Here is a 20,294-nt window from a genome sequence, read left to right as displayed (position 1 = left end):
AGAAAGAATCAAAAAGGCAGTAAGCGCAAAAGACTGCTGTCTAAAAAAGAACCTCAGAAAATGGAGCGCTCACGTTATTTAAATGTTTTGCTGTACGCTGGTTTAGCAGCCATTTTATTCGTGGTGCTCTTCTTCCATGTAAAGCCTGAATCGCTCGACTTAGATTTATTTTCAGTGAGCGAACAGACCATCTATTCTCCGTCAACCGTTGATGATCAAGAAGCGACAGAAGAAAAGAAACAAGAAGCAACAGATCAGGTAGAAGATCAATATACGCTCAAAAAAGCGTATTCTGATAATCGCGTAGACCTCATCTCATCCCTCTTTGAAGCCATTAAAGAAGAGAAGAAAGCAGCTGATGATAAAGAGAACGCGCCATCAGATCAAGAAATGGTCAAGCGTGTCAAAGAAAAGCTCACAACAGATATGCAGGAAGCTGTTTCGGATCAATCCATCAAAGCACTGCTCCAAGCAAGTGATGAAAATCTCTCATTTACTAAGGATTCCATCATCACAGTGGTGAATTCACTGATGAGTAAAGAAATCACAGCAGCGAAATTACAAGATGAGAAAAAACAAGTCAAAACAGAGCTTAAAAACAATTCGATTCCATCAAAATACTTAAATGCGGCGAAAGAAATCGGTGAATTTGCGATCATTCCAAACTATGTATTTGACCCAGTGGCAACAGAGAAGAAAAGACAGGAAGCGGCTGACAATATTCAGCCTGTGCAAATTAAGCAGGGGCAAATCTTAGTTGAAGAAGGAGAGCTCATTGACCGGGAAGTTTATCGCAAATTAGAACTCACGGGTCTGTTAAACAGCTCAAATTTATTTAAGCCTGTAAGTGGTCTTCTCATATTAATTGGACTTTTCTTAGCAGCGATTGTTCATTCCCTTGAATCGAGGAAAAAATCGCTTGTCCATAAGAATAAGTCGTTACTGCTTTACTCGCTTATTTTCACGATTATATTAATTATCATGGAAGTGTTCAGCCTCTTCCAGGAAACGAAGTATACGACGATAGGCTATGTCGTGCCAGTGGCACTTGGCACGATGCTGATCAAGCTGCTTATTAATGAGCGGCTGGCGATCTTCTCCGGTCTTGTATTTGCTCTTTGCGGCAGTATGATGTTTAATCAAGGAGTAACCGGCGTCTTTAACTATGTGATCTGCGCTTATTATCTGATGAGCGGGATGGCGGGTATTTTATTTTTAAGAAAACATAATGCAAGATCAAAAATATTGCAGGCGGGGCTTTTGGTTGCTTTGGTGAATGTACTTGTGGTTTTATCCATTACACTCATCCAAAATTCTTCACCATCAGGGCTTGAAATCGGTGTGAACCTCATGATGGCGATTGTGTCAGGGTTTGCATCATCTATCTTGGTCATTGGGTTAATGCCTGTTTTTGAGAGCATGTTTGGTATTCTTTCCACAATGAAACTGATTGAATTATCCAATCCAAATCATCCGCTGCTCAAAAAGATTTTAACCGAGACACCAGGTACATATCATCATAGTGTCATGGTGGCGAATTTAGCGGATGCTGCATGTGAAGCAGTCGGCGCAAATGGTCTTTTAGCAAGGGTCGGTGCTTATTATCATGACATTGGGAAAACGAAAAGACCGCAGTACTTTATCGAAAACCAAATGAACATTGATAATCCGCATGACAAGCTTTCTCCTCAGCTGAGTAAAAATATTATTATTGCCCATACGACAGATGGCGCTGATATGCTGAGAGAAAAGAAGTTTCCTGAAGAACTTGTCGACATTGCCGAACAGCATCACGGGAAGTCTCTTTTAAAGTTCTTTTACTATAAGGCGAAAGAGCGTGATGATCAGGTGACAGAAGATGAATTCCGTTACCCTGGTCCAAAGCCGCAATCAAAAGAAGCAGCGATTATTTCTGTGGCTGACAGCGTTGAAGCGGCGGTTCGTTCGATGCATAATCCAAATCCAGAGCGGATTGAAAAGCTTGTCAAAGGCATTATTTCAGATAAAATGCAGGACGGGCAATTTAGTGAATGTGACCTCACATTTAAAGAATTAAATATTATCAGCCAAACGATTTGTACAACATTAAAGGGGATTTTCCATTCTCGGATTGAATATCCAGATGCCCCGAAGCAGAAGGTGAAGTAAATGACATTGTTAATCGATTTAATAGATGAAACAGGACAAGTATCAAAAGAGCAGCTTGAAGAAGTGGAAAAGCTTCTTCAGTTTGCTGCAGACGAACTTGAGGTCAAGGATCAAGCGGAAGTATCAGTGACGATCGTTTCGAATGAAGAGATTCATCAAATCAATAAAGAATACCGCGGAAAAGACGCACCAACAGATGTGATCTCCTTTGCACTTGAGGAAGAAGGAGAAGGGGAAATTGAAATCATTGGAGCAGATGATATCCCGCCTGTACTCGGTGACATTATTATTAGTGTAGATCGAACGAAAGAGCAGGCAGAGGAATATGGACATTCCTTTATGAGAGAGCTTGGATTCTTAACGATTCATGGCTTCCTCCATTTGCTCGGGTACGATCATATGACAGAGGAAGATGAAAAAGAAATGTTCGCCAAACAGACAAAGATCCTGGATGATTATGGTCTTTCGAGATCATCGTAAGAAAAGAAGGCCGCTCGCCCGTTTTTTTCGGAGTTTTTACTATGCATTTAGAGGAATATGGCGAACTTTCTTGAATGAACGGAATTTTCGATTTCACACAGTCGCAGCCATCATCGTGGTGATCTGCGGCTTTTGGTTCCGCATTGACCCATTTGAATGGCTGATCGTTCTTCTTCTTTGCGGGGGGATGTTTGCGCTTGAGCTTGTCAATACAGCCATTGAACATACAGTGGATCTGATGACAGAAGAAAGGCACCCGCTTGCAGAGAGAGCGAAGGACGCTGCGGCAGGCGCTGTTTGCGTTTACGCCGCGATTTCGGTTATGATTGGGTTGATCATCTTCTTACCGAAGATCATGCAATAGAACAATATTACTATTTATTAACATTTTTAGAAATGGGCGTGAAAATGTCACGTGAATTATGTAAAATATAAATGTGACAGTGGTACCATTTCTTCTGAAAGTGGGAACTAGGAATGAACAAACAAGAGTTGATTTCAGAAGCAATCAAAGCAAGAGATTTTGCATATGTACCCTATTCTAAATTCAAAGTCGGTGCAGCATTACTGTCGAATGATGGAAAAGTGTATGGCGGCTGCAACATTGAAAATGCAGCATATGGTATGTGTAATTGTGCGGAAAGAACAGCACTTTTTAAAGCCTATTCAGAAGGCATTACATCTTTTCAAATGTTAGCAGTGGTGGCTGATACAGACCGTCCTGTTTCGCCGTGCGGCGCATGCAGACAGGTCATTTCAGAGCTATGTGCACCTGATATGCCAGTGATTCTAACGAACTTAAAAGGACATATATACGAAACAACAGTAAACGAACTATTGCCAGGCGCATTTTCACCGGAGGATTTAAATGACTAACGAAAGCTTCAAATCAGGATTTGTATCAATTATTGGAAGACCAAATGTAGGGAAATCAACCTTTCTTAATCGTGTCATTGGACAAAAGATCGCCATCATGAGCGATAAGCCCCAAACGACGCGAAACAAAGTGCAAGGTGTTCTGACAACAAACACATCACAAACGATCTTTATCGATACACCGGGGATTCATAAACCTAAGCATAAGCTTGGTGATTTTATGATGAGGGTGGCTCAAAATACACTGAAGGAAGTCGACCTGATCTTGTTTATGATTAACGCACAGGAAGGCTATGGCAAAGGTGATGAATTCATCATTGAACGACTAAAGCAAACATCTACACCGGTGTTCCTAGTCGTTAATAAAATTGACCAAATTCATCCAGATGAACTGTTCCTTTTAATTGATGAATACCGCACACGTTACCCATTCAAGGAAATTGTGCCAATTTCAGCTCTTGAAGGAAACAATATCGACACGCTTCTTCAGCAGATTGAAGGTTATCTTCCAGAGGGCCCTCAATTTTATCCGGCAGATCAAGTAACAGATCATCCAGAACGGTTTATTATTTCTGAATTAATTCGTGAAAAAGTGCTGCATTTAACGAGAGAAGAGATTCCGCACAGTATTGCGGTTGCGATTGAATCGATTAAGCCAGATGAAAATGGCAAGATCCATGTCGCGGCGACCATTGTCGTAGAACGTGATTCGCAAAAAGGGATCGTCATTGGTAAACGAGGCAGCTTGTTAAAAGAAGTGGGACAAAAAGCGCGCAGAGATATTGAAGCACTTCTAGGCTCAAAAGTGTATTTAGAGCTTTGGGTCAAAGTTCAGAAGGACTGGCGTAATAAATCCACTCACCTGCGTGATTTTGGATTTAGAGAAGACGAATATTAAAAAATCGCTGCATTTGTCAGCAAATCTGACAATGGTGCGGTTCGATTAGTAAAAATTGTTTATCATGAAATGGAGGTAGCCTGGTCAAGATAAAATTAATATGTTGGATGTAGCGTTGCTGCTTCTAATAAAGAAAGGTGGGGTTTTTATGTTGAATTTTACATGGAACGTATTTTCACAAACAGGAAGCGTTGACACGTATCTGCTTTTCAAAGAGTTAGAAAAGGAGAACCTGGAAAGACCCGATGTACTTGAAGAAGAAATAGCACGATTTGATTTTCCAATCTTATAATTCTTGACCCCTCCAATGCTCGGAGTGTAGACAAATGCTCATTAAAAGTGAAGGAATCGTCCTTAGAACAACAGATTATGGCGAAACAAACAAAATTGTCACGCTGCTCACTAGAGAACATGGAAAAATTGGCGTGATGGCAAGAGGCGCTAAAAAATCAAACAGCCGCCTGTCAGCTATAAGCCAGCCGTTTTTATACGGCACCTTTCTCATCCAATCATCAACAGGACTTGGAACGCTCCAGCAAGGCGAAATGATTGAAAGTATGCGGGCCATTCGGGAAGACTTATTTCTGACCGCATATGCCGCATATATGACGGAATTGATGGATAAAGGGACAGAAGAAAAAAAGCCAAACCCTTATTTGTTTGAGCTTCTGCTTCAATCTCTGCGTCATCTCAACGAAGGTACAGATGCTGATATTATTTTATTTATCTTAGAGGTCAAAATGTTATCAGTGATGGGGATGAAGCCTGAACTTGATCAATGTGTGCACTGTGGTCAAAAAGAAGGGCAGTTCCATTTCTCAATAAGAGATAACGGCTTCATTTGCCAAAATTGTTTTTCGAAAGATCCATATAAACTGCCCTTATCCCCCGCAGCTGCAAGGCTGCTCCGTTTGTTTCATTATTTTGATTTATCAAGGCTTGGTCAGGTTGATGTGAAACAGCAGACGAAACAAGAAATTCGTCAAGTGCTTGATCACTACTATGACGAATATTCCGGCCTCTATTTAAAATCAAAAAAATTCATGAATCAGATGGAATCCATGAAAAAGCTAATGGGCGGGGAAAACAAAAGTTGACATCTCCCATGACTTTTTGTAAGATCATCTAAGATAAAATATGTTGCATTGACAGAAAGAAGTACTTACGTAAAATCCATAAAAGCGACCTTAGGGCGGTGTGAGCTAAGGATGGAGGCGTAACGAAAGGCATTCTTGAGCAACGTAAAACAAAGCGGCTGGGTGCTACTACACCAGCAAATAGGGTGGAACCGCGGGAAAAACTCTCGTCCCTATGTTTGCAAGAACCTTGCGAGCATAGAGACGGGAGTTTTTGTGTTCTCTTACAAGGTTCTCATCCCACCCGCCATACATAGCGGTTGGTCTAGAAAAGATGGAGGTGCGATCATTGAATATTCAAGACATGATTTTGACGCTGCAAAAGCATTGGTCAAATGAAGGCTGCGTATTAATGCAGGCGTATGACACAGAAAAAGGTGCCGGAACGATGAGTCCATACACGTTCCTCAGAAGCATCGGCCCTGAGCCGTGGAAGGTAGCATATGTAGAGCCTTCAAGACGCCCGGCTGATGGCAGATATGGAGAAAACCCAAATAGATTGTATCAGCATCACCAATTTCAAGTGATCATTAAGCCATCACCTGACAATATTCAAGAGCTATATCTTGAATCATTGAAGGCACTTGGCATTGACCCGCTGAAACATGATATTCGTTTTGTGGAAGATAACTGGGAAAATCCATCTCTTGGCTGTGCTGGACTTGGCTGGGAAGTATGGCTTGATGGGATGGAAATTACGCAGTTCACGTATTTCCAACAAGTCGGCGGCTTAGAATGTAAGCCCGTTTCTGTTGAAATCACATACGGTATTGAACGTCTTGCTTCTTACATCCAGGACAAAGAAAATGTCTTCGATCTTGAATGGACAGACGGATTTACGGTCAGAGATTTATTCTTAATGGCTGAATACGAGCACTCTGTTTATACATTTGAAACATCTAATACTGACATGCTGTTCGAGCTATTTACAACCTATGAGAAAGAAGCACATAGCCAAATGGACAAAGGGCTTGTTCACCCGGCATACGATTATGTCCTCAAATGCTCTCATACGTTTAACCTGCTCGATGCAAAGGGTGCTATTTCTGTGACTGAGCGAACTGGTTATATCGGAAGAGTGCGTCAGTTAGCAAGAAAAGTAGCCAAAACCTATTATGAAGAACGCGAAAAACTGGGATTCCCTATGCTAAAAGAGGAGGCGGCTTCTCATGAATAAACAAGATGTATTACTTGAAATCGGCTTAGAAGAGATGCCGGCTCGTTTCATGCCAGAGAGCACAAAGCAGCTGGGTGAGAAAGTAAAAGCATGGTTTGAAACGCAAAATATTTCATTCGAAGAGACTGCTTTATTTAACTCACCTAGACGTCTTGCTGTACTTGTGAAAGGTGTCGCAGAAAAACAAGAAGACATTAAGGAAGAAGCAAAAGGCCCGGCTAAAAAAATTGCCCAAGATGCTGAAGGCAATTGGACAAAAGCAGCTGAAGGCTTTGCAAGAGGACAAGGTGCTTCAACAGATGATCTCTATTTCAAAGAGATCAAAGGAGTAGATTATGTCCATGTCCAAAAGTTTCAAGAAGGAAAGCAAGTCAAAGACCTTCTGCCAGCGTTAGGTGAAATCGCCGCTTCATTAAGTTTTCCAAAGAACATGAGATGGGGAAGCGAGGATTTACGCTATATCCGTCCGATTAAATGGATTGTTTGTTTATTTGGAAAAGAGATTGTACCTGTTGAAATTGCTGGGGTGAAAAGCGGCCGGGAGACTAGAGGACACCGTTTCCTTGGAACGACAGCCAGCATTGACACACCTGCTTCCTATGAACAAACTTTGCGCGATCAATTTGTGATTGCAGACTCAGAGAAAAGAAAACAATTCATTACTGAACAGCTAGATGCGCTATCTTTAGAAAAAGGCTGGGTCATTCCTGTTGATCCTGAACTTTTAGAAGAAGTGAACGACCTTGTAGAATATCCAACTGTGCTGTCTGGTTCCTTTGAAGAAGAGTTTCTTGCATTGCCGGAAGAAGTATTGGTGACGACAATGAAAGAGCATCAGCGCTACTTCCCTGTGAAAAATGAGCAAGGGGAATTATTGCCGCACTTTATTACAGTCAGAAATGGAAACAGTGAGGCGCTCGAAAATGTCGCAAGAGGGAATGAAAAAGTACTTCGTGCGCGTTTATCAGATGCTGCATTCTTCTATAAAGAAGACGAAAAACTAGTGATTGAAGACAATATTAAAAAGCTTGATAAAGTGGTATTCCATGAGAAACTTGGAACAATCGGCGACAAGCTGAAGAGAGTGACAGACATTGCAACCCGTCTAGCGGCGCATGTCGGAGCAGATGACGAAACCACTAAACGTGTGGCGAGAGCAGCAAGTATTTCGAAGTTTGACCTTGTTACTCAAATGGTCTATGAATTCCCAGAATTACAAGGAATCATGGGTGAGAAATATGCAAGAGCTCTTGGTGAACATGAAGAAGTAGCAAGAAGCATCAACGAGCACTATATGCCGCGCTTTGCTGGTGACGAGGCGCCGTCCACTTTGATTGGTGCGATTGTGGCAGTAGCAGATAAGCTTGATTCTATTTGTTCATTCTTCTCAATTGATGTGATCCCAACGGGTTCTCAAGACCCTTATGGACTTAGAAGACAAGCGAGCGGTATCGTTCAAATCCTGCTCGACCGTCATTGGAATATTTCATTTAAAGAGCTGCTAGCACTTGCACAAGTAAAGGCAGAACATGAAGCTGCTCTAATTGAATTTTTAACACATCGTTTAAAATATGTTCTTCAAGCAGAGCATATCCGCCATGATGTTGTTGATGCAGTGCTGGATGTTGAAAATATTGAGCCATATGCAGTCGTCAAAAAAGCAGCTGTTCTTGAAGAGAGTGTGAAACAAGAAAGCTTCAAAGAAACGGCTGAAGCATTGGGACGCGTCATTTCAATCAGTAAAAAAGGGGAAGATGCAGAGATTCAGCCTGAACTGTTTGAAAATGAACATGAGCAAAAGCTGTTTGAGGCGTATCAGCAAGTAGAGAAAGCTGTAAAGGAACATGTAGCAGCAGGACAATACAGCTTGGCACTTGAGGCGCTGGATACGTTAAAAACACCGATTGTTCATTATTTCGATCATACAATGGTTCATGCGGATGATGAAAAACTGAAGCGAAATCGTTTAGCACAAATGGTCAAACTAGCCAAAGTCATTCAATCATTTGCGAATATGAACAATTTAATTGTAAAATAAATACCTAAGAACGGTTGCCTTTTCCGAAGGGCAATCGTTTTTTACTCATTTAATTCAAGGTTTTTGAGTGGATTTTTGTTTCATTCGGACAAAGATGCGCTATAATATGATGAGTTATGAAAATGATATACATAAAATAAAGATTTCGCTCTCTCTATTTAAAGGTGGTGAGTACAATCGAGTTAAATAAACGGCAAGAGCAGATTTTACAGATTGTCAAAGAGAATGGTCCGATCACTGGAGAGCATATCGCCGATCGGCTGAACTTAACAAGGGCGACCCTCAGACCGGATTTAGCCATTTTAACAATGTCAGGCTTTTTAGAAGCAAGACCAAGGGTCGGCTACTTTTTCACAGGAAAAACAGGCACGCAGCTTCTCGCAGATAAGCTGAAAAAACTTCAAGTGAAAGACTTTCAATCCATTCCAGTGGTAATACATGAGAATGTTTCGGTTTATGATGCGATTTGTACGATGTTTTTAGAGGATGTGGGCACATTATTCGTTGTGGACGATCACTCTATTTTAACAGGCGTGTTATCAAGAAAAGACCTCCTCCGCGCAAGTATAGGGAAACAGGAGCTTCCATCTATCCCTGTCCATATTATTATGACAAGAATGCCGAACATCACCGTTTGCCGCAAGGAAGATTTCATTATGGATGTGGCGAAGCACTTGATTGAAAAGCAAATAGATGCACTTCCTGTGATAAAAGATACGGATAAAGGCTTTGAAGTGGTCGGAAGAATTACGAAAACAAATATGACGAAAATACTTGTCAGCTTATCGGAGAACGAAATAATCTAATGACAGAAGACTGCGAGGGGATGTTATGAGTAATCGCGTAATTTTTGTGGTATCAGATTCAGTTGGAGAAACGGCAGAGCTCGTGGTCAAAGCGGCACTTAGCCAATTTGATGGCGGCTCATCAGACCATTCAAATATTAGAAGAATCCCGTATGTAGAAGATGTTGGTACGATTAAAGAAGTCATTTCACTGGCGAAAGCAGATAATGGGATCGTCTGCTTTACTCTTGTTGTGCCAGAAATGCGCCAATTCTTAATCGAGGAAGCAGAAGCAAACGGTGTCGTTTATTATGACATCATCGGTCCGCTCATTGATAAAATGGAAACGGCATATGGAAATGAAGCGAAACATGAGCCGGGTCGTGTACGTCAATTAGATGAGGACTATTTTAAAAAGGTAGAAGCCATCGAGTTCGCTGTGAAATACGATGACGGCAGAGACCCAAGAGGTATTCTAAAGGCTGATATTGTGCTCATTGGTGTATCACGCACGTCCAAGACACCATTATCTCAATATTTGGCACATAAGCGGCTGAAGGTAGCGAACGTTCCAATTGTACCTGAAGTTGATCCGCCAGAAGAGTTATTTTCAGTTGATCCGAAGAAATGTATCGGTTTAAAAATTAGTCCAGACAAACTAAATCATATTCGCAAAGAGCGTTTAAAATCTCTTGGTTTAAATGATCGCGCTATTTATGCGAACATTGAGCGGATTAAAGAGGAACTAGAGTATTTTGAAAAAGTGGTTGACCGCATTAACTGTCAAGTCGTTGATGTATCGAATAAAGCAGTTGAGGAAACGGCAAATGTCATTCATCAAATGCTGACCAAAAGAGGTTCCGAATAAACTCAGGATGCTCCTCCTGGGTTTTTCCTATGGTGGGAAACGGGTAAACAAAAACAATGGCATATTTGCTGCATTTGTATTATAATAAAAAATTGTGATAAAATGATTGATTTTAGGTTTAAGTTAAGTCAAGAACGAATAAACTAATATTGGCAGAAGTCAAGTGATTCCGAACATAACTTTTCGACAAAATGAGTTTTACTGTTGATTGCTTTATGGGGGAAAAGTATGGTCTTTTTGCTTCTCTAAAGCAGGAATAAGGTGGAGGGATGGAGAATTAGTCACCTGAATGAACGTAAAAAAGAGAGGACGATTTATGTCGATGCAGATGCTTGTCCTGTAAAAGACGAAATCCTTTCTGTCGCATCTCAATTTCAAGTACCAGTGACATTCATTGCTTCATATGAGCATTTTCAAACCAAAAGATCTCCACTTGAAGATTGGCGGTTTGTAGATACACATAAGGAAGCAGCGGATTTAGTCATTGCAAACTCAGCTGCCGCACATGATATTGTCGTCACCCAAGATATTGGTCTTGCCTCCTTACTGCTTCCGAGACAGGTCATTGTTCTGTCTGAAAGAGGACGAATGTACACAAACGAAACAATTGATTTTGATTTGGAACGCAGGCATGTTTCTAGCAAACAGCGAAGAAAAGGTGTATACGGAAAAGGTCCCAAAAAGCTTTTAGAAGAGGATAAGAAGCGATTTATGGCGCAACTACAAAAAATCCTGTCGAATCATGAAGGATTTTTAAATTAAAAGGCGAATAATGTACGACGGAGTGTTATTAGGATGAGCAAACGTATACCAGATGAACTTTTGGAGCAGATCCAAAAAAACGCAGACATTGTCGAAGTGATTGGAGAATACGTACAGCTTAGAAAGCAAGGTCGAAATTACTTCGGTCTTTGTCCATTCCATGGTGAAAATACTCCTTCATTCTCTGTTTCAGCAGATAAGCAAATCTTCCATTGTTTCGGCTGTGGTGCAGGAGGCAATGTGTTTTCTTTCCTCAGACAAATGGAAGGCTACTCATTTATTGAAGCCGTTTCACATGTGGCTGATAAGTACCATATTGATCTGCCTGATCAGGTAGCGAATGCTCAGATGAGTTCCTCTCAGCAAGAGGACACTGCAGATCATAAAATGATTGAGGCCCATGAGCTTCTTAAGAAATTTTACCACCATTTGCTGGTAAATACAAAGGAAGGTCAAAACGCACTCGATTATTTACGGTCCAGAGGCTTTACGGATGAAACAATTGCCAAGTTTGAGATCGGGTATGCTCTTGATTCTTGGGATTTCGTGACCAAGTTTTTAGAAAAACGAGGATTTGATCCTGTGATGATGGAGAAGGCTGGTCTTTTGATTCAACGTGAAAACGGCACAGGCTTTTTTGACCGCTTTAGAGATCGTGTCATGTTTCCCATTCATGATCATCATGGAACGGTCATCGCTTTTTCCGGAAGATCGCTTGGTGATCAGCAGCCTAAATATATGAATAGTCCTGAAACGCCGCTTTTTCATAAAAGTAAGCTGCTTTATCACTTTCATGACGCACGTATGCATATTCGCAAACGCGAACGGGCGGTTCTTTTTGAAGGATTTGCAGACGTCATCTCAGCTGTTACATCAGGTGTCGGTGAAAGTGTTGCAACAATGGGTACGTCTCTTACAGAAGAGCACGTAAAGCTTCTCAGGCGGAACGTAGAAGAGATCATCCTTTGCTATGACTCTGATACGGCCGGATACGAAGCGACCATGAAAGCATCAGATTTGCTTGGAAAAAGAGGATGTAAAGTTCGCGTTGCCATGATACCAGATGGACTTGATCCAGATGATTACATTCGTAAATATGGCGGCGAGAAATTTAGGAATGACATCATAGATGCAAGTGTGACATTAATGACGTTTAAGATGAATTTTTTCCGAAGAGGAAAAAACTTATCAGACGAAGGAGACCGTCTTACTTATATGAAGCAGGTTCTCCGAGAAATCAGCCGGTTAAACGGCTCTTTGGAGCAAGAGATTTACATGAAACAGCTTGCTGGGGAGTTTTCGATCTCACTTGATTCATTAAAAGAACAACTGGAGCTGTTTGAAAAACAGCAGCGGCAAGAAACCAAAAGCACGCAGGAAGAAAACGGGCTTGAAAAACGGCGTGCACATCTGTCAACACAAGTGAGAAGAAAGCGTCTGCGGCCGGCATATGAAAATGCAGAGCGAATGCTGCTTGCTCATATGTTAAAAAGCGATGACGTGATCCGCAAAGTACTTGACAGAATCGGGATTGAATTTAATATAGATTCGCACAGGGCGCTGGCAACGTACATTTATGCCTTGTATGAAGAAGGCAAAGAACCAACGCCGCAGCACCTGATGAACCGTATAGAAGATGATGTCATGAATCAGCTGTTGACGGATATATTGATGATTCAAGTCGGAGACGAACTAAGTGAAGCTGAATTAAGTGATTATGTAAAAAAAGTGTTGAATCATCGGAATTTGTCAATGATAAAGGAAAAAGAACTAGAACGTGCAGAAGCGGAGAGGCAAAAAGATTTCTTCAAAGCGGCAACACTTGGACAAGAAATTATTCAGTTAACCCGTTCGCTGAAGTAATACGTCTATTATTAATGACAGGACTTACGGCTGGCAATGAATCCTTTACGGGAGGAGCATAAGACCGCAAGCATCTTGCCTTCATCATTATTTATTTTATTTCCTATTTGCTTCGTCATCTGTTTGATAGAGAGAGAAAAGCAGGGCGGAAGTAAATCGCAAGTTACTTTAGAATTCGTTGCAAGCTTTGGAAGGAGGGATCCATAATGGCTGATAAACAAGCCCACGAAACCGAAACTGAATTAACCTTTGAACAGGTGAGAGATAAGCTCACTGAAACGGGTAAAAAACGGGGCGTTTTAACATACGAAGAAATTGCAGAGCGTATGTCTAGCTTTGAAATTGAATCAGACCAAATGGATGAATACTATGAATACTTAGGCGAACAGGGTGTAGAGCTCATTAGTGAAAACGAAGAGACAGAAGACCCAAATGTTCAGCAGCTGGCTAAAGCAGAAGAAGAATTTGACCTAAATGATTTAAGCGTACCACCAGGTGTCAAAATCAATGATCCTGTTCGTATGTACTTAAAAGAAATCGGACGCGTCAATTTGTTATCTGCTAAAGAAGAAATTACGTATGCTCAAAAGATCGAAGAGGGCGATGAGGAATCAAAAAGAAGATTAGCGGAAGCGAACCTTCGTCTCGTTGTCAGCATTGCGAAACGCTATGTCGGTCGTGGTATGCTGTTCCTTGACTTGATTCAAGAAGGAAACATGGGTCTAATGAAGGCGGTTGAGAAGTTTGATTACCGCAAAGGATATAAATTCTCAACATATGCGACTTGGTGGATTAGACAGGCGATCACACGTGCGATTGCCGATCAGGCGAGAACAATCCGGATTCCGGTTCATATGGTGGAAACGATTAATAAATTGATCCGTGTTCAAAGACAGCTTCTGCAAGACCTAGGCAGAGAACCAACGCCTGAGGAAATTGCTGAAGACATGGATTTAACTCCAGAAAAGGTAAGAGAGATTCTTAAAATTGCGCAAGAGCCTGTATCTTTAGAAACACCTATTGGTGAAGAAGATGACTCGCATCTTGGTGATTTTATCGAAGACCAAGAGGCGACATCTCCATCTGACCACGCTGCGTATGAACTCTTAAAAGAGCAGCTTGAAGATGTATTAGACACGCTGACGGACCGTGAAGAAAATGTGCTGAGACTACGTTTCGGACTAGACGACGGAAGAACTCGCACGTTAGAAGAGGTTGGAAAGGTGTTCGGCGTAACAAGAGAGCGTATCAGACAAATTGAAGCGAAAGCTCTTCGTAAATTAAGACACCCAAGCAGAAGTAAACGATTAAAAGACTTCTTAGAGTAGAAACCGGACGGATCTTGAAAGAGATCCGTTCTTTCTTATCAAAAATGAAAACGCTTTTTTCAATCTGATTATATTTTACTGAATAACAAATGAATTTGCAACGTTCTTAGAGAAAAGATGTATAAAAAATACATCTAAATGTGCTGAAGGCTTCATTTCTCATCTTGAATCATTTTTGTCTAATCTGTGAACTTGACCAAAGTTTTGTATCATAATTCGTTTACTTTTTGTAAAATTAAAGTAGAATTAGAATTGTTTGCATAGTCTCAAAGGGGTTTTCACAAAGGGGAGGATGAAAGAAATGAAACGGAATCCACTTATACCATTTTTATTGATTGCCATTTTAGGTATTGGACTCACTTTTTTCTTATCAATGAAGGGGCTGAAAGATGAAGAAAAAATTGCCTCTGGGGGCAAAGAGCAAAAGCAAGAAGAGACAGCAAATGCAACGCCGGAAGAATTGTATAAGCAGAACTGTCTAAGCTGTCACGGGGAAAACTATGAAGGCGGCGCAGGTCCTGCATTAAAAGGTGTTGGAGACAAGCTTGAAGTAGCTGACATCAAGAAGAAAATCCAAGAAGGCGGCAACGGGATGCCAGGCGGGCTGATTCCGAATGAAAAGCTCGATGAAATGGCGGAATGGGTGTCTAAAATTAAATAATCTTACACAAAAAGCTCTTTTTCAAAAGAAGAGCTTTTTTCATTTGAAAACGACTTTTAAAAAGTCCATAATTTATATAAGATAGACAAGTATGAACATTAAAGAAAAGTAGTGATACGTATGAATGAAATGAATTTATCGAAACGATTAAAAAAAGTCGCAGACTTTTTACCAGATGAGGCAGTCTTCGCTGATATAGGCTCAGATCATGCCTATTTGCCATGCTATGCGATCCTGCATCAAAAAGCAGTGAAAGCCATTGCTGGTGAAATTACCGATGGACCGCTTCAATCGGCGCAGCAGCAAGTACATAGACTTGAATTAGATGAAGAAATTTCAGTCAGAAAAGGAAATGGCCTTGAAGTCATTGAAAAAGGCGAAGTGAATGCAGTGACGATTGCAGGTATGGGCGGGGCGCTCATCGCAAGCATTCTAAATGAAGGAAGGCATAAGCTCGCAGGCCATGAGAGGCTCATTCTTCAGCCGAATATCCATGCCCATCATATTCGTTTATGGCTTTATCAAGAGGGGTATGATTTGTTAGATGAAGTCATCTTAGAAGAGGACGGCAAAATATACGAAATCATCATCGCAGAAAAAGGCGATAAAGATAAAGCTTATGAAGGAATGTCACTTGAAGCAGGCATGCTGGTTGGTCCGTTCCTTGCGAAAGAGCAAAATGACGTCTTCCGGCGCAAGTGGATGCAAGAGCTTCAGCATATGGAGAAGATAGAAAGTCAAATTCAGCAGGCGGCGCGGACAGAAGAAAATAAAGAACGCCTTGAAGAGCTGAATGCGAAAATAAAGATGCTAAAGGAGGTTTTGACTGTTGGCTAAAACAGTAAACGGGCATGAAATCATCCAATTGTTTGAACAATTTTCACCAAAGGCATACGCCATGGAAGGGGATAAAATTGGTCTTCAGATTGGGACTTTAAATAAAAAAGTAACCAATGTGATGATTACCTTGGATGTATTAGAGAATGTAGTAGATGAGGCGATCGAGCGAAAAGTGGATCTTATTATTGCCCACCATCCGCCGATTTTCCGTCCATTAAAACATGTAGCGACGGATCAGCCGGCTGGACGTATCATTGAAAAATGCATCAAACATGATATTGCGGTATATGTGGCACATACGAATTTAGACGTAGCTGATGGCGGAGTCAATGACCTGCTTGCTGAGGCCTTAGAGCTTGAAGAAACAAGAGTGTTAGTGCCGACATACGAAGATCCAATCAAACAGCTTGCTCTGTATGTCCCAGTGGAATTTGAAGAGGCCATCCGGACAGCTTTAGGAAATGCGGGCGCCGGCCATATCGGCAACTACAGCCATTGTGCGTTTTCAAATGAAGGGACAGGCAGCTTTCTGCCATCAGAAGAAGCTGAGCCGTTTATTGGTGAGTCGGGTCAATTAGAATTTGTGAAAGAAGTGCGGATTGAAACCATTTTCCCAGCAAGTATAGAAAAACAAGTGATTCGCGAAATGATCAAAGCACATCCTTATGAAGAAGTCGCCTATAGTGTACACACGACAGACCTTCCTCCTATTCAAAAAGGTCTTGGCCGTATTGGAGAGCTAAATGAGCCAATGACACTGAGAGATTTCACACAATTTGTGAAAACGAAGCTGGATGTGAATGGTGCTCGTTTTGTAGGAGACCAAAACGCTGTTGTGAAAAAAGTGGCGGTGCTTGGCGGAGACGGAAATAAATACATCCATCAAGCGAAAAGAATGGGTGCAGATGTGTATGTGACAGGAGACCTTTATTTCCATGTTGCGCACGATGCCATGATGCTAGGGCTGAACGTTGTGGACCCGGGGCATTATGCTGAAAAAATTATGAAAGAGGGCGTAAAGGCGAAGCTTCAATCGCTGTGTGCGGATAAAAAATATAACGTACAGCTCTTTGTTTCTGAATCAAACACAAACCCATTTCAATTTATGTAAACAAAAAACGTCAGAGCGGATATGCTCTGACGTTTTCTTATTTCTTTGTTTTGACGCGAGGTAAAATTTTAGAAAGGGGAACAGTCCGTTCAATCTTCCAGGTCGTTTCATCATCTGGTTCATAGTTTTCTAAGAAACGAATGACTTCCTTTGTAATAGGTGTTGGTGTTGAAGCACCAGCAGTAACGGCAACGGTTTTGACGCCCTGCAGCCACTCCAGCTTGAGTTCACTTAAGTCGCCAATACGGTAAGCCTGCGTTCCGGCAATCTCCATTGACACTTGTGCGAGACGGTTAGAGTTATTACTTTTTGGATCGCCGACAACAATGGTTAAATCGGCTTGGCCAGCTTGCTGCGATACAGCTTCCTGACGCACCTGTGTCGCAAGGCAAATTTCTTGATGATACTCGACGTGAGGGTATTTCTCTTTAATCAGCTCCATCAAGTCGTGGACATCCCATTGCGACATCGTCGTTTGGTTCGTGATAAGCAGTTTTTCTGATGTTAAATCGAGTGCCTCAATGTCGGCTTCTGTTTCGACAAGGTGTACCTTGTCAGGGGCTACTCCGACAGCTCCTTCTGGCTCAGGATGACCCTTTTTCCCAATATAAATAATGTCATAGCCATCGGCTGTTTTCTCTGAAATGAGTTCGTGAGTTTTCGTTACATCTGGACAGGTCGCATCAATGGTGACAAGGCCTTTTTCTTCTGCGATTTGACGAACCTCAGGAGAAACGCCGTGAGCCGTGAAAATGACTGTTCCGCTTTCAACCTGCTTTAAAATGTCTAAGCGGTTTGGTCCGTCCAGTGTGTAAATACCATCTTCCTCGAAGGCATCAGTGACATGTTTGTTGTGCACAATCATACCTAATATATAAATTGGGCGTGGCAAGTTCTTATCAAGTGCGGCATTTTTAGCAATGACCATTGCATCCACAACGCCATAGCAATAGCCACGCGGCGATATTTTAATTACATTCATTTATTCGTCCTCCTGTAGGGAAGTGCTGCTAGAGAAGAACAATATAAAAAGCCGTAAAAAACGGCTTTTTATCATTCTCTTGCTTCCATTATAGCCAAAGTAAGCGTATATATCAAAGATTGTTATACGCAGTGAACACTTCGCCGTTAAAAGATCACTAGACATATAGTTTTGGAACAGAGCTGCCAGATCTTTTTTTCGGTTTTGCTTGAGGAGCAGGTGATGTGTGAGGTGCTGTTTTTTTGACGAGGATGTCTTCTGGTTCTTTATTTTTTTCTATTTCGTCAGTTTGTGCTTCTTCCTCGGGCACTTCTGTTTCTGCGCTGGTCTCCGCTGATTCTGCATCAGCATCATTTGCACTTTCTTCATCATCATCCGCACTGCCAAGCTGGCTGTACAGTTTAATCATCGCCGGCAAATTTCTCACTAAAGGACCGTATTGCTGAATCATTGGCGTAAATTGCTGCGCCATCCCGAGCACTTTTTGAACATTTCCTAACATGCTTGAGAGGGTTGCAGGATTTGTGAAGCTCTGGATTCCTTGTAATCCCGCACCACCTCCAGAGACTCCAGCTCCTCCTGCGCCAGGAAGAAATTTAGAGAGCATGCCTTTAATTCCTGCTCCGCCGCCTAGTGCACGGCTCTCACCTCCTGGAATACCGCCCATCCCGGGTAAACCGCCTCCCTGTACAGACGGGGAGCGAGGCATCATTTGCTGAAATGGATTGCCCTGCCCTTGAAAAGGCTGCTGGATAGGAGGCTGCTGCCCTCTTTGAAACATTCCGGGCTGTCCGCCATTTCCAAGGTGCCGGCGTGAGGGACGGCGCGGCTGAAAATCGCCCATAGGCCTTTGCCCTAACATACTTGTACCTCCCTTACTGCATTCTCTTTCTCTTCATAGGTTATGCAAGGAAGCACTAATTGGTTTCCTGTAGGAAAAGCGGACATGGTTTTTTTACTGAAAATCAGCTATAATGAGGAGATGAGCAAAAAGGCATTGCCTTAAGGAGTGAAAACATGAAAGAAACGAAATTTACGACATATGAATTAAAGCCTTTTATTATAGATGCTATTCATGAACTAGGCTTTTATGAGCCGACTGATATTCAAAAAAGAATCATCCCTGCTGTTTTAAAAGGAGAAAGCGTGATTGGCCAGTCACAAACCGGAACAGGAAAAACTCATGCCTACTTACTGCCGCTGATTCATTCAATTGATCCAAGCAAAGAACAGGTACAAGTAGTGATTACTGCACCTACAAGAGAATTAGCCAATCAAATTTTCAAAGAAGCTCAAACGATTTTAAAGAATGCTTCTCCAGAAGAAGAGATCAAAGCAAAGCTTTACATTGGCGGAACGGACAAGCAGAAATCAATTCAAAAGCTAAAAAACCAGCCGCATTTGGTTGTCGGTACACCTGGACGTATTGCTGACCTCATTCATGAGCAGGCGCTGAATGTTTATAAAGCGACCTCTCTTGTTATTGATGAAGCTGATTTAATGCTGGATATGGGATTTTTAGAAGATGTGGACCGTATTGGTGCACAAATGCCAGAACAGCTGCAAATGCTTGTGTTCTCTGCAACCATTCCAGAAAAACTAAAGCCTTTCTTGAAGAAATATATGGACAATCCAAAGTATGCGCATGTTGAACCAAGACGGATTACAGCAGAAAACATTCAGCATATTTTAGTTCCGTCTAAACAGCGTGATAAATTAAAATTGCTCCATGAAATGGTGACGAATGTACAGCCTTATTTAGGAATCATTTTTGCCAATACAAAAACAACTGTTGATGAAATCGCATCGTTCCTACAAGAAAAAGGAATGAAAATCGGTGTGCTTCATGGCGGATTAACGCCGCGCGAACGTAAAAAAGTTATGAAACAAATTGAAGATTTGGAGTTCACTTATATTGTGGCATCTGATCTTGCAGCACGCGGGATTGACATCAAAGGCGTCAGCCACGTGATTAACTATGAACTTCCATCTGATCTTGATTTTTATGTGCACCGAGTTGGAAGAACAGCTCGTGCTGGTTCTTCTGGAATTGCCATGACCATTTATGAGCTGGCTGATGAGGATGCACTCATTCAAATTGAGAAAATGGGCGTTGTATTTGAAAACAAAACCATTGTTCATGGCGAATGGCGAGATGCAGATGACCGTCTAAAGCGTCAAAGACGTAAAAAAGCCCCGAATGAAATTGAAGAAAAAGCAAAACGTCTTGTGAGAAAACCGAAAGCCGTCAAACCTGGATACAAAAAGAAAATGACACGTGAGATGGATAAAATCAAAAGACAGGAACGTAGAAAGTCAAAGCGTAATGGAAAGTAGGGGG

At 41.7% G+C, this 20,294-nt stretch carries 20 protein-coding genes; 18 read left to right on the top strand and 2 right to left on the bottom strand.

The annotated features are described in order from the left end of the window. Positions 1–60 precede the first annotated feature (60 nt). From NSQ34_RS11530 to NSQ34_RS11450, 17 genes are all read left to right on the top strand, one after another. Positions 61–2,148, top strand: a complete 2,088-nt coding sequence (locus tag NSQ34_RS11530) for an HD family phosphohydrolase (protein ID WP_193510700.1) — start codon at positions 61–63, stop codon at positions 2,146–2,148. Then, positions 2,149–2,628, top strand: coding sequence for an rRNA maturation RNase YbeY (ybeY, locus tag NSQ34_RS11525; protein WP_024423021.1), 480 nt, complete (start codon positions 2,149–2,151; stop codon positions 2,626–2,628). Beyond that, complete coding sequence (locus tag NSQ34_RS11520; RefSeq protein WP_034280126.1) at positions 2,606–2,992, top strand: diacylglycerol kinase family protein; 387 nt, start codon at positions 2,606–2,608, stop codon at positions 2,990–2,992. Before ybeY ends, NSQ34_RS11520 begins: the two co-directional genes overlap by 23 nt. A 113-nt stretch (positions 2,993–3,105) precedes the next feature. Further along, positions 3,106–3,504 (top strand): cytidine deaminase, encoded by a 399-nt coding sequence (locus tag NSQ34_RS11515; RefSeq protein WP_008356263.1) that lies wholly within the window; start codon positions 3,106–3,108, stop codon positions 3,502–3,504. Continuing rightward, the gene (era, locus tag NSQ34_RS11510; RefSeq protein ID WP_007501305.1) at positions 3,497–4,402 is read left to right on the top strand and encodes a GTPase Era; all 906 of its coding nucleotides are present in this window, start codon (positions 3,497–3,499) and stop codon (positions 4,400–4,402) included. The genes NSQ34_RS11515 and era overlap by 8 nt, the downstream gene beginning before the upstream one ends. 148 nt (positions 4,403–4,550) lie before the next feature. Further along, positions 4,551–4,694 carry a YqzL family protein gene (locus tag NSQ34_RS11505; RefSeq protein WP_003217288.1) on the top strand — a complete coding sequence of 48 codons (144 nt, stop codon included), beginning with the start codon at positions 4,551–4,553 and terminating at the stop codon, positions 4,692–4,694. Between the two features lie 34 nt (positions 4,695–4,728). Beyond that, on the top strand, positions 4,729–5,499 hold the full coding sequence (gene recO, locus NSQ34_RS11500; protein ID WP_268413827.1) for a DNA repair protein RecO: 771 nt from the start codon (positions 4,729–4,731) through the stop codon (positions 5,497–5,499). 328 nt (positions 5,500–5,827) lie between these two features. After that, positions 5,828–6,715, top strand: a complete 888-nt coding sequence (gene glyQ / locus NSQ34_RS11495) for a glycine--tRNA ligase subunit alpha (protein WP_012010611.1) — start codon at positions 5,828–5,830, stop codon at positions 6,713–6,715. Next, positions 6,708–8,753: a glycine--tRNA ligase subunit beta gene (glyS, locus tag NSQ34_RS11490; protein WP_120208221.1), complete on the top strand. Its 2,046-nt coding sequence runs from the start codon at positions 6,708–6,710 to the stop codon at positions 8,751–8,753. The genes glyQ and glyS overlap by 8 nt, the downstream gene beginning before the upstream one ends. Before the next feature lie 167 nt (positions 8,754–8,920). Further along, complete coding sequence (locus NSQ34_RS11485; RefSeq protein WP_024423017.1) at positions 8,921–9,559, top strand: helix-turn-helix transcriptional regulator; 639 nt, start codon at positions 8,921–8,923, stop codon at positions 9,557–9,559. A gap of 25 nt (positions 9,560–9,584) precedes the next feature. After that, on the top strand, positions 9,585–10,406 hold the full coding sequence (locus tag NSQ34_RS11480; RefSeq protein ID WP_008342399.1) for a pyruvate, water dikinase regulatory protein: 822 nt from the start codon (positions 9,585–9,587) through the stop codon (positions 10,404–10,406). Positions 10,407–10,667: 261 nt separating this feature from the next. Next, complete coding sequence (locus tag NSQ34_RS11475; RefSeq protein WP_024423016.1) at positions 10,668–11,168, top strand: YaiI/YqxD family protein; 501 nt, start codon at positions 10,668–10,670, stop codon at positions 11,166–11,168. A 33-nt stretch (positions 11,169–11,201) separates the two neighbouring features. Beyond that, positions 11,202–13,031 carry a DNA primase gene (gene dnaG / locus NSQ34_RS11470; protein ID WP_260774283.1) on the top strand — a complete coding sequence of 610 codons (1,830 nt, stop codon included), beginning with the start codon at positions 11,202–11,204 and terminating at the stop codon, positions 13,029–13,031. 206 nt (positions 13,032–13,237) lie between these two features. Continuing rightward, a complete protein-coding gene (gene rpoD, locus NSQ34_RS11465) occupies positions 13,238–14,359 on the top strand; it encodes an RNA polymerase sigma factor RpoD (RefSeq protein WP_008342392.1) in 1,122 nt (373 codons plus the stop codon). A 301-nt stretch (positions 14,360–14,660) separates the two neighbouring features. After that, positions 14,661–15,020, top strand: a complete 360-nt coding sequence (gene cccA, locus NSQ34_RS11460) for a cytochrome c550 (RefSeq protein ID WP_034280134.1) — start codon at positions 14,661–14,663, stop codon at positions 15,018–15,020. A gap of 120 nt (positions 15,021–15,140) precedes the next feature. Continuing rightward, positions 15,141–15,857, top strand: a complete 717-nt coding sequence (locus tag NSQ34_RS11455) for a tRNA (adenine(22)-N(1))-methyltransferase TrmK (protein ID WP_176966983.1) — start codon at positions 15,141–15,143, stop codon at positions 15,855–15,857. Continuing rightward, positions 15,850–16,971: a Nif3-like dinuclear metal center hexameric protein gene (locus tag NSQ34_RS11450; RefSeq protein WP_041117999.1), complete on the top strand. Its 1,122-nt coding sequence runs from the start codon at positions 15,850–15,852 to the stop codon at positions 16,969–16,971. Before NSQ34_RS11455 ends, NSQ34_RS11450 begins: the two co-directional genes overlap by 8 nt. 37 nt (positions 16,972–17,008) lie before the next feature. Here NSQ34_RS11450 and NSQ34_RS11445 read toward each other — a convergent pair whose 3' ends face one another. Then, on the bottom strand, positions 17,009–17,953 hold the full coding sequence (locus NSQ34_RS11445) for a 4-hydroxy-3-methylbut-2-enyl diphosphate reductase (protein ID WP_034280141.1): 945 nt from the start codon (positions 17,951–17,953) through the stop codon (positions 17,009–17,011). A gap of 157 nt (positions 17,954–18,110) precedes the next feature. Then, positions 18,111–18,815, bottom strand: coding sequence for a VrrA/YqfQ family protein (gene vrrA, locus NSQ34_RS11440; RefSeq protein ID WP_041117998.1), 705 nt, complete (start codon positions 18,813–18,815; stop codon positions 18,111–18,113). Between the two features lie 155 nt (positions 18,816–18,970). Between vrrA and NSQ34_RS11435 the strand changes: the two genes are divergently transcribed. Next, positions 18,971–20,290, top strand: a complete 1,320-nt coding sequence (locus NSQ34_RS11435) for a DEAD/DEAH box helicase (RefSeq protein WP_024423009.1) — start codon at positions 18,971–18,973, stop codon at positions 20,288–20,290. Positions 20,291–20,294 lie beyond the last annotated feature (4 nt).

The organism is Bacillus sp. FSL P2-0069 (genome assembly GCF_038593315.1).
GTDB classification, from domain to species: domain Bacteria; phylum Bacillota; class Bacilli; order Bacillales; family Bacillaceae; genus Bacillus; species Bacillus safensis.
This window is presented reverse-complemented; position numbering and strand designations above follow the sequence as displayed.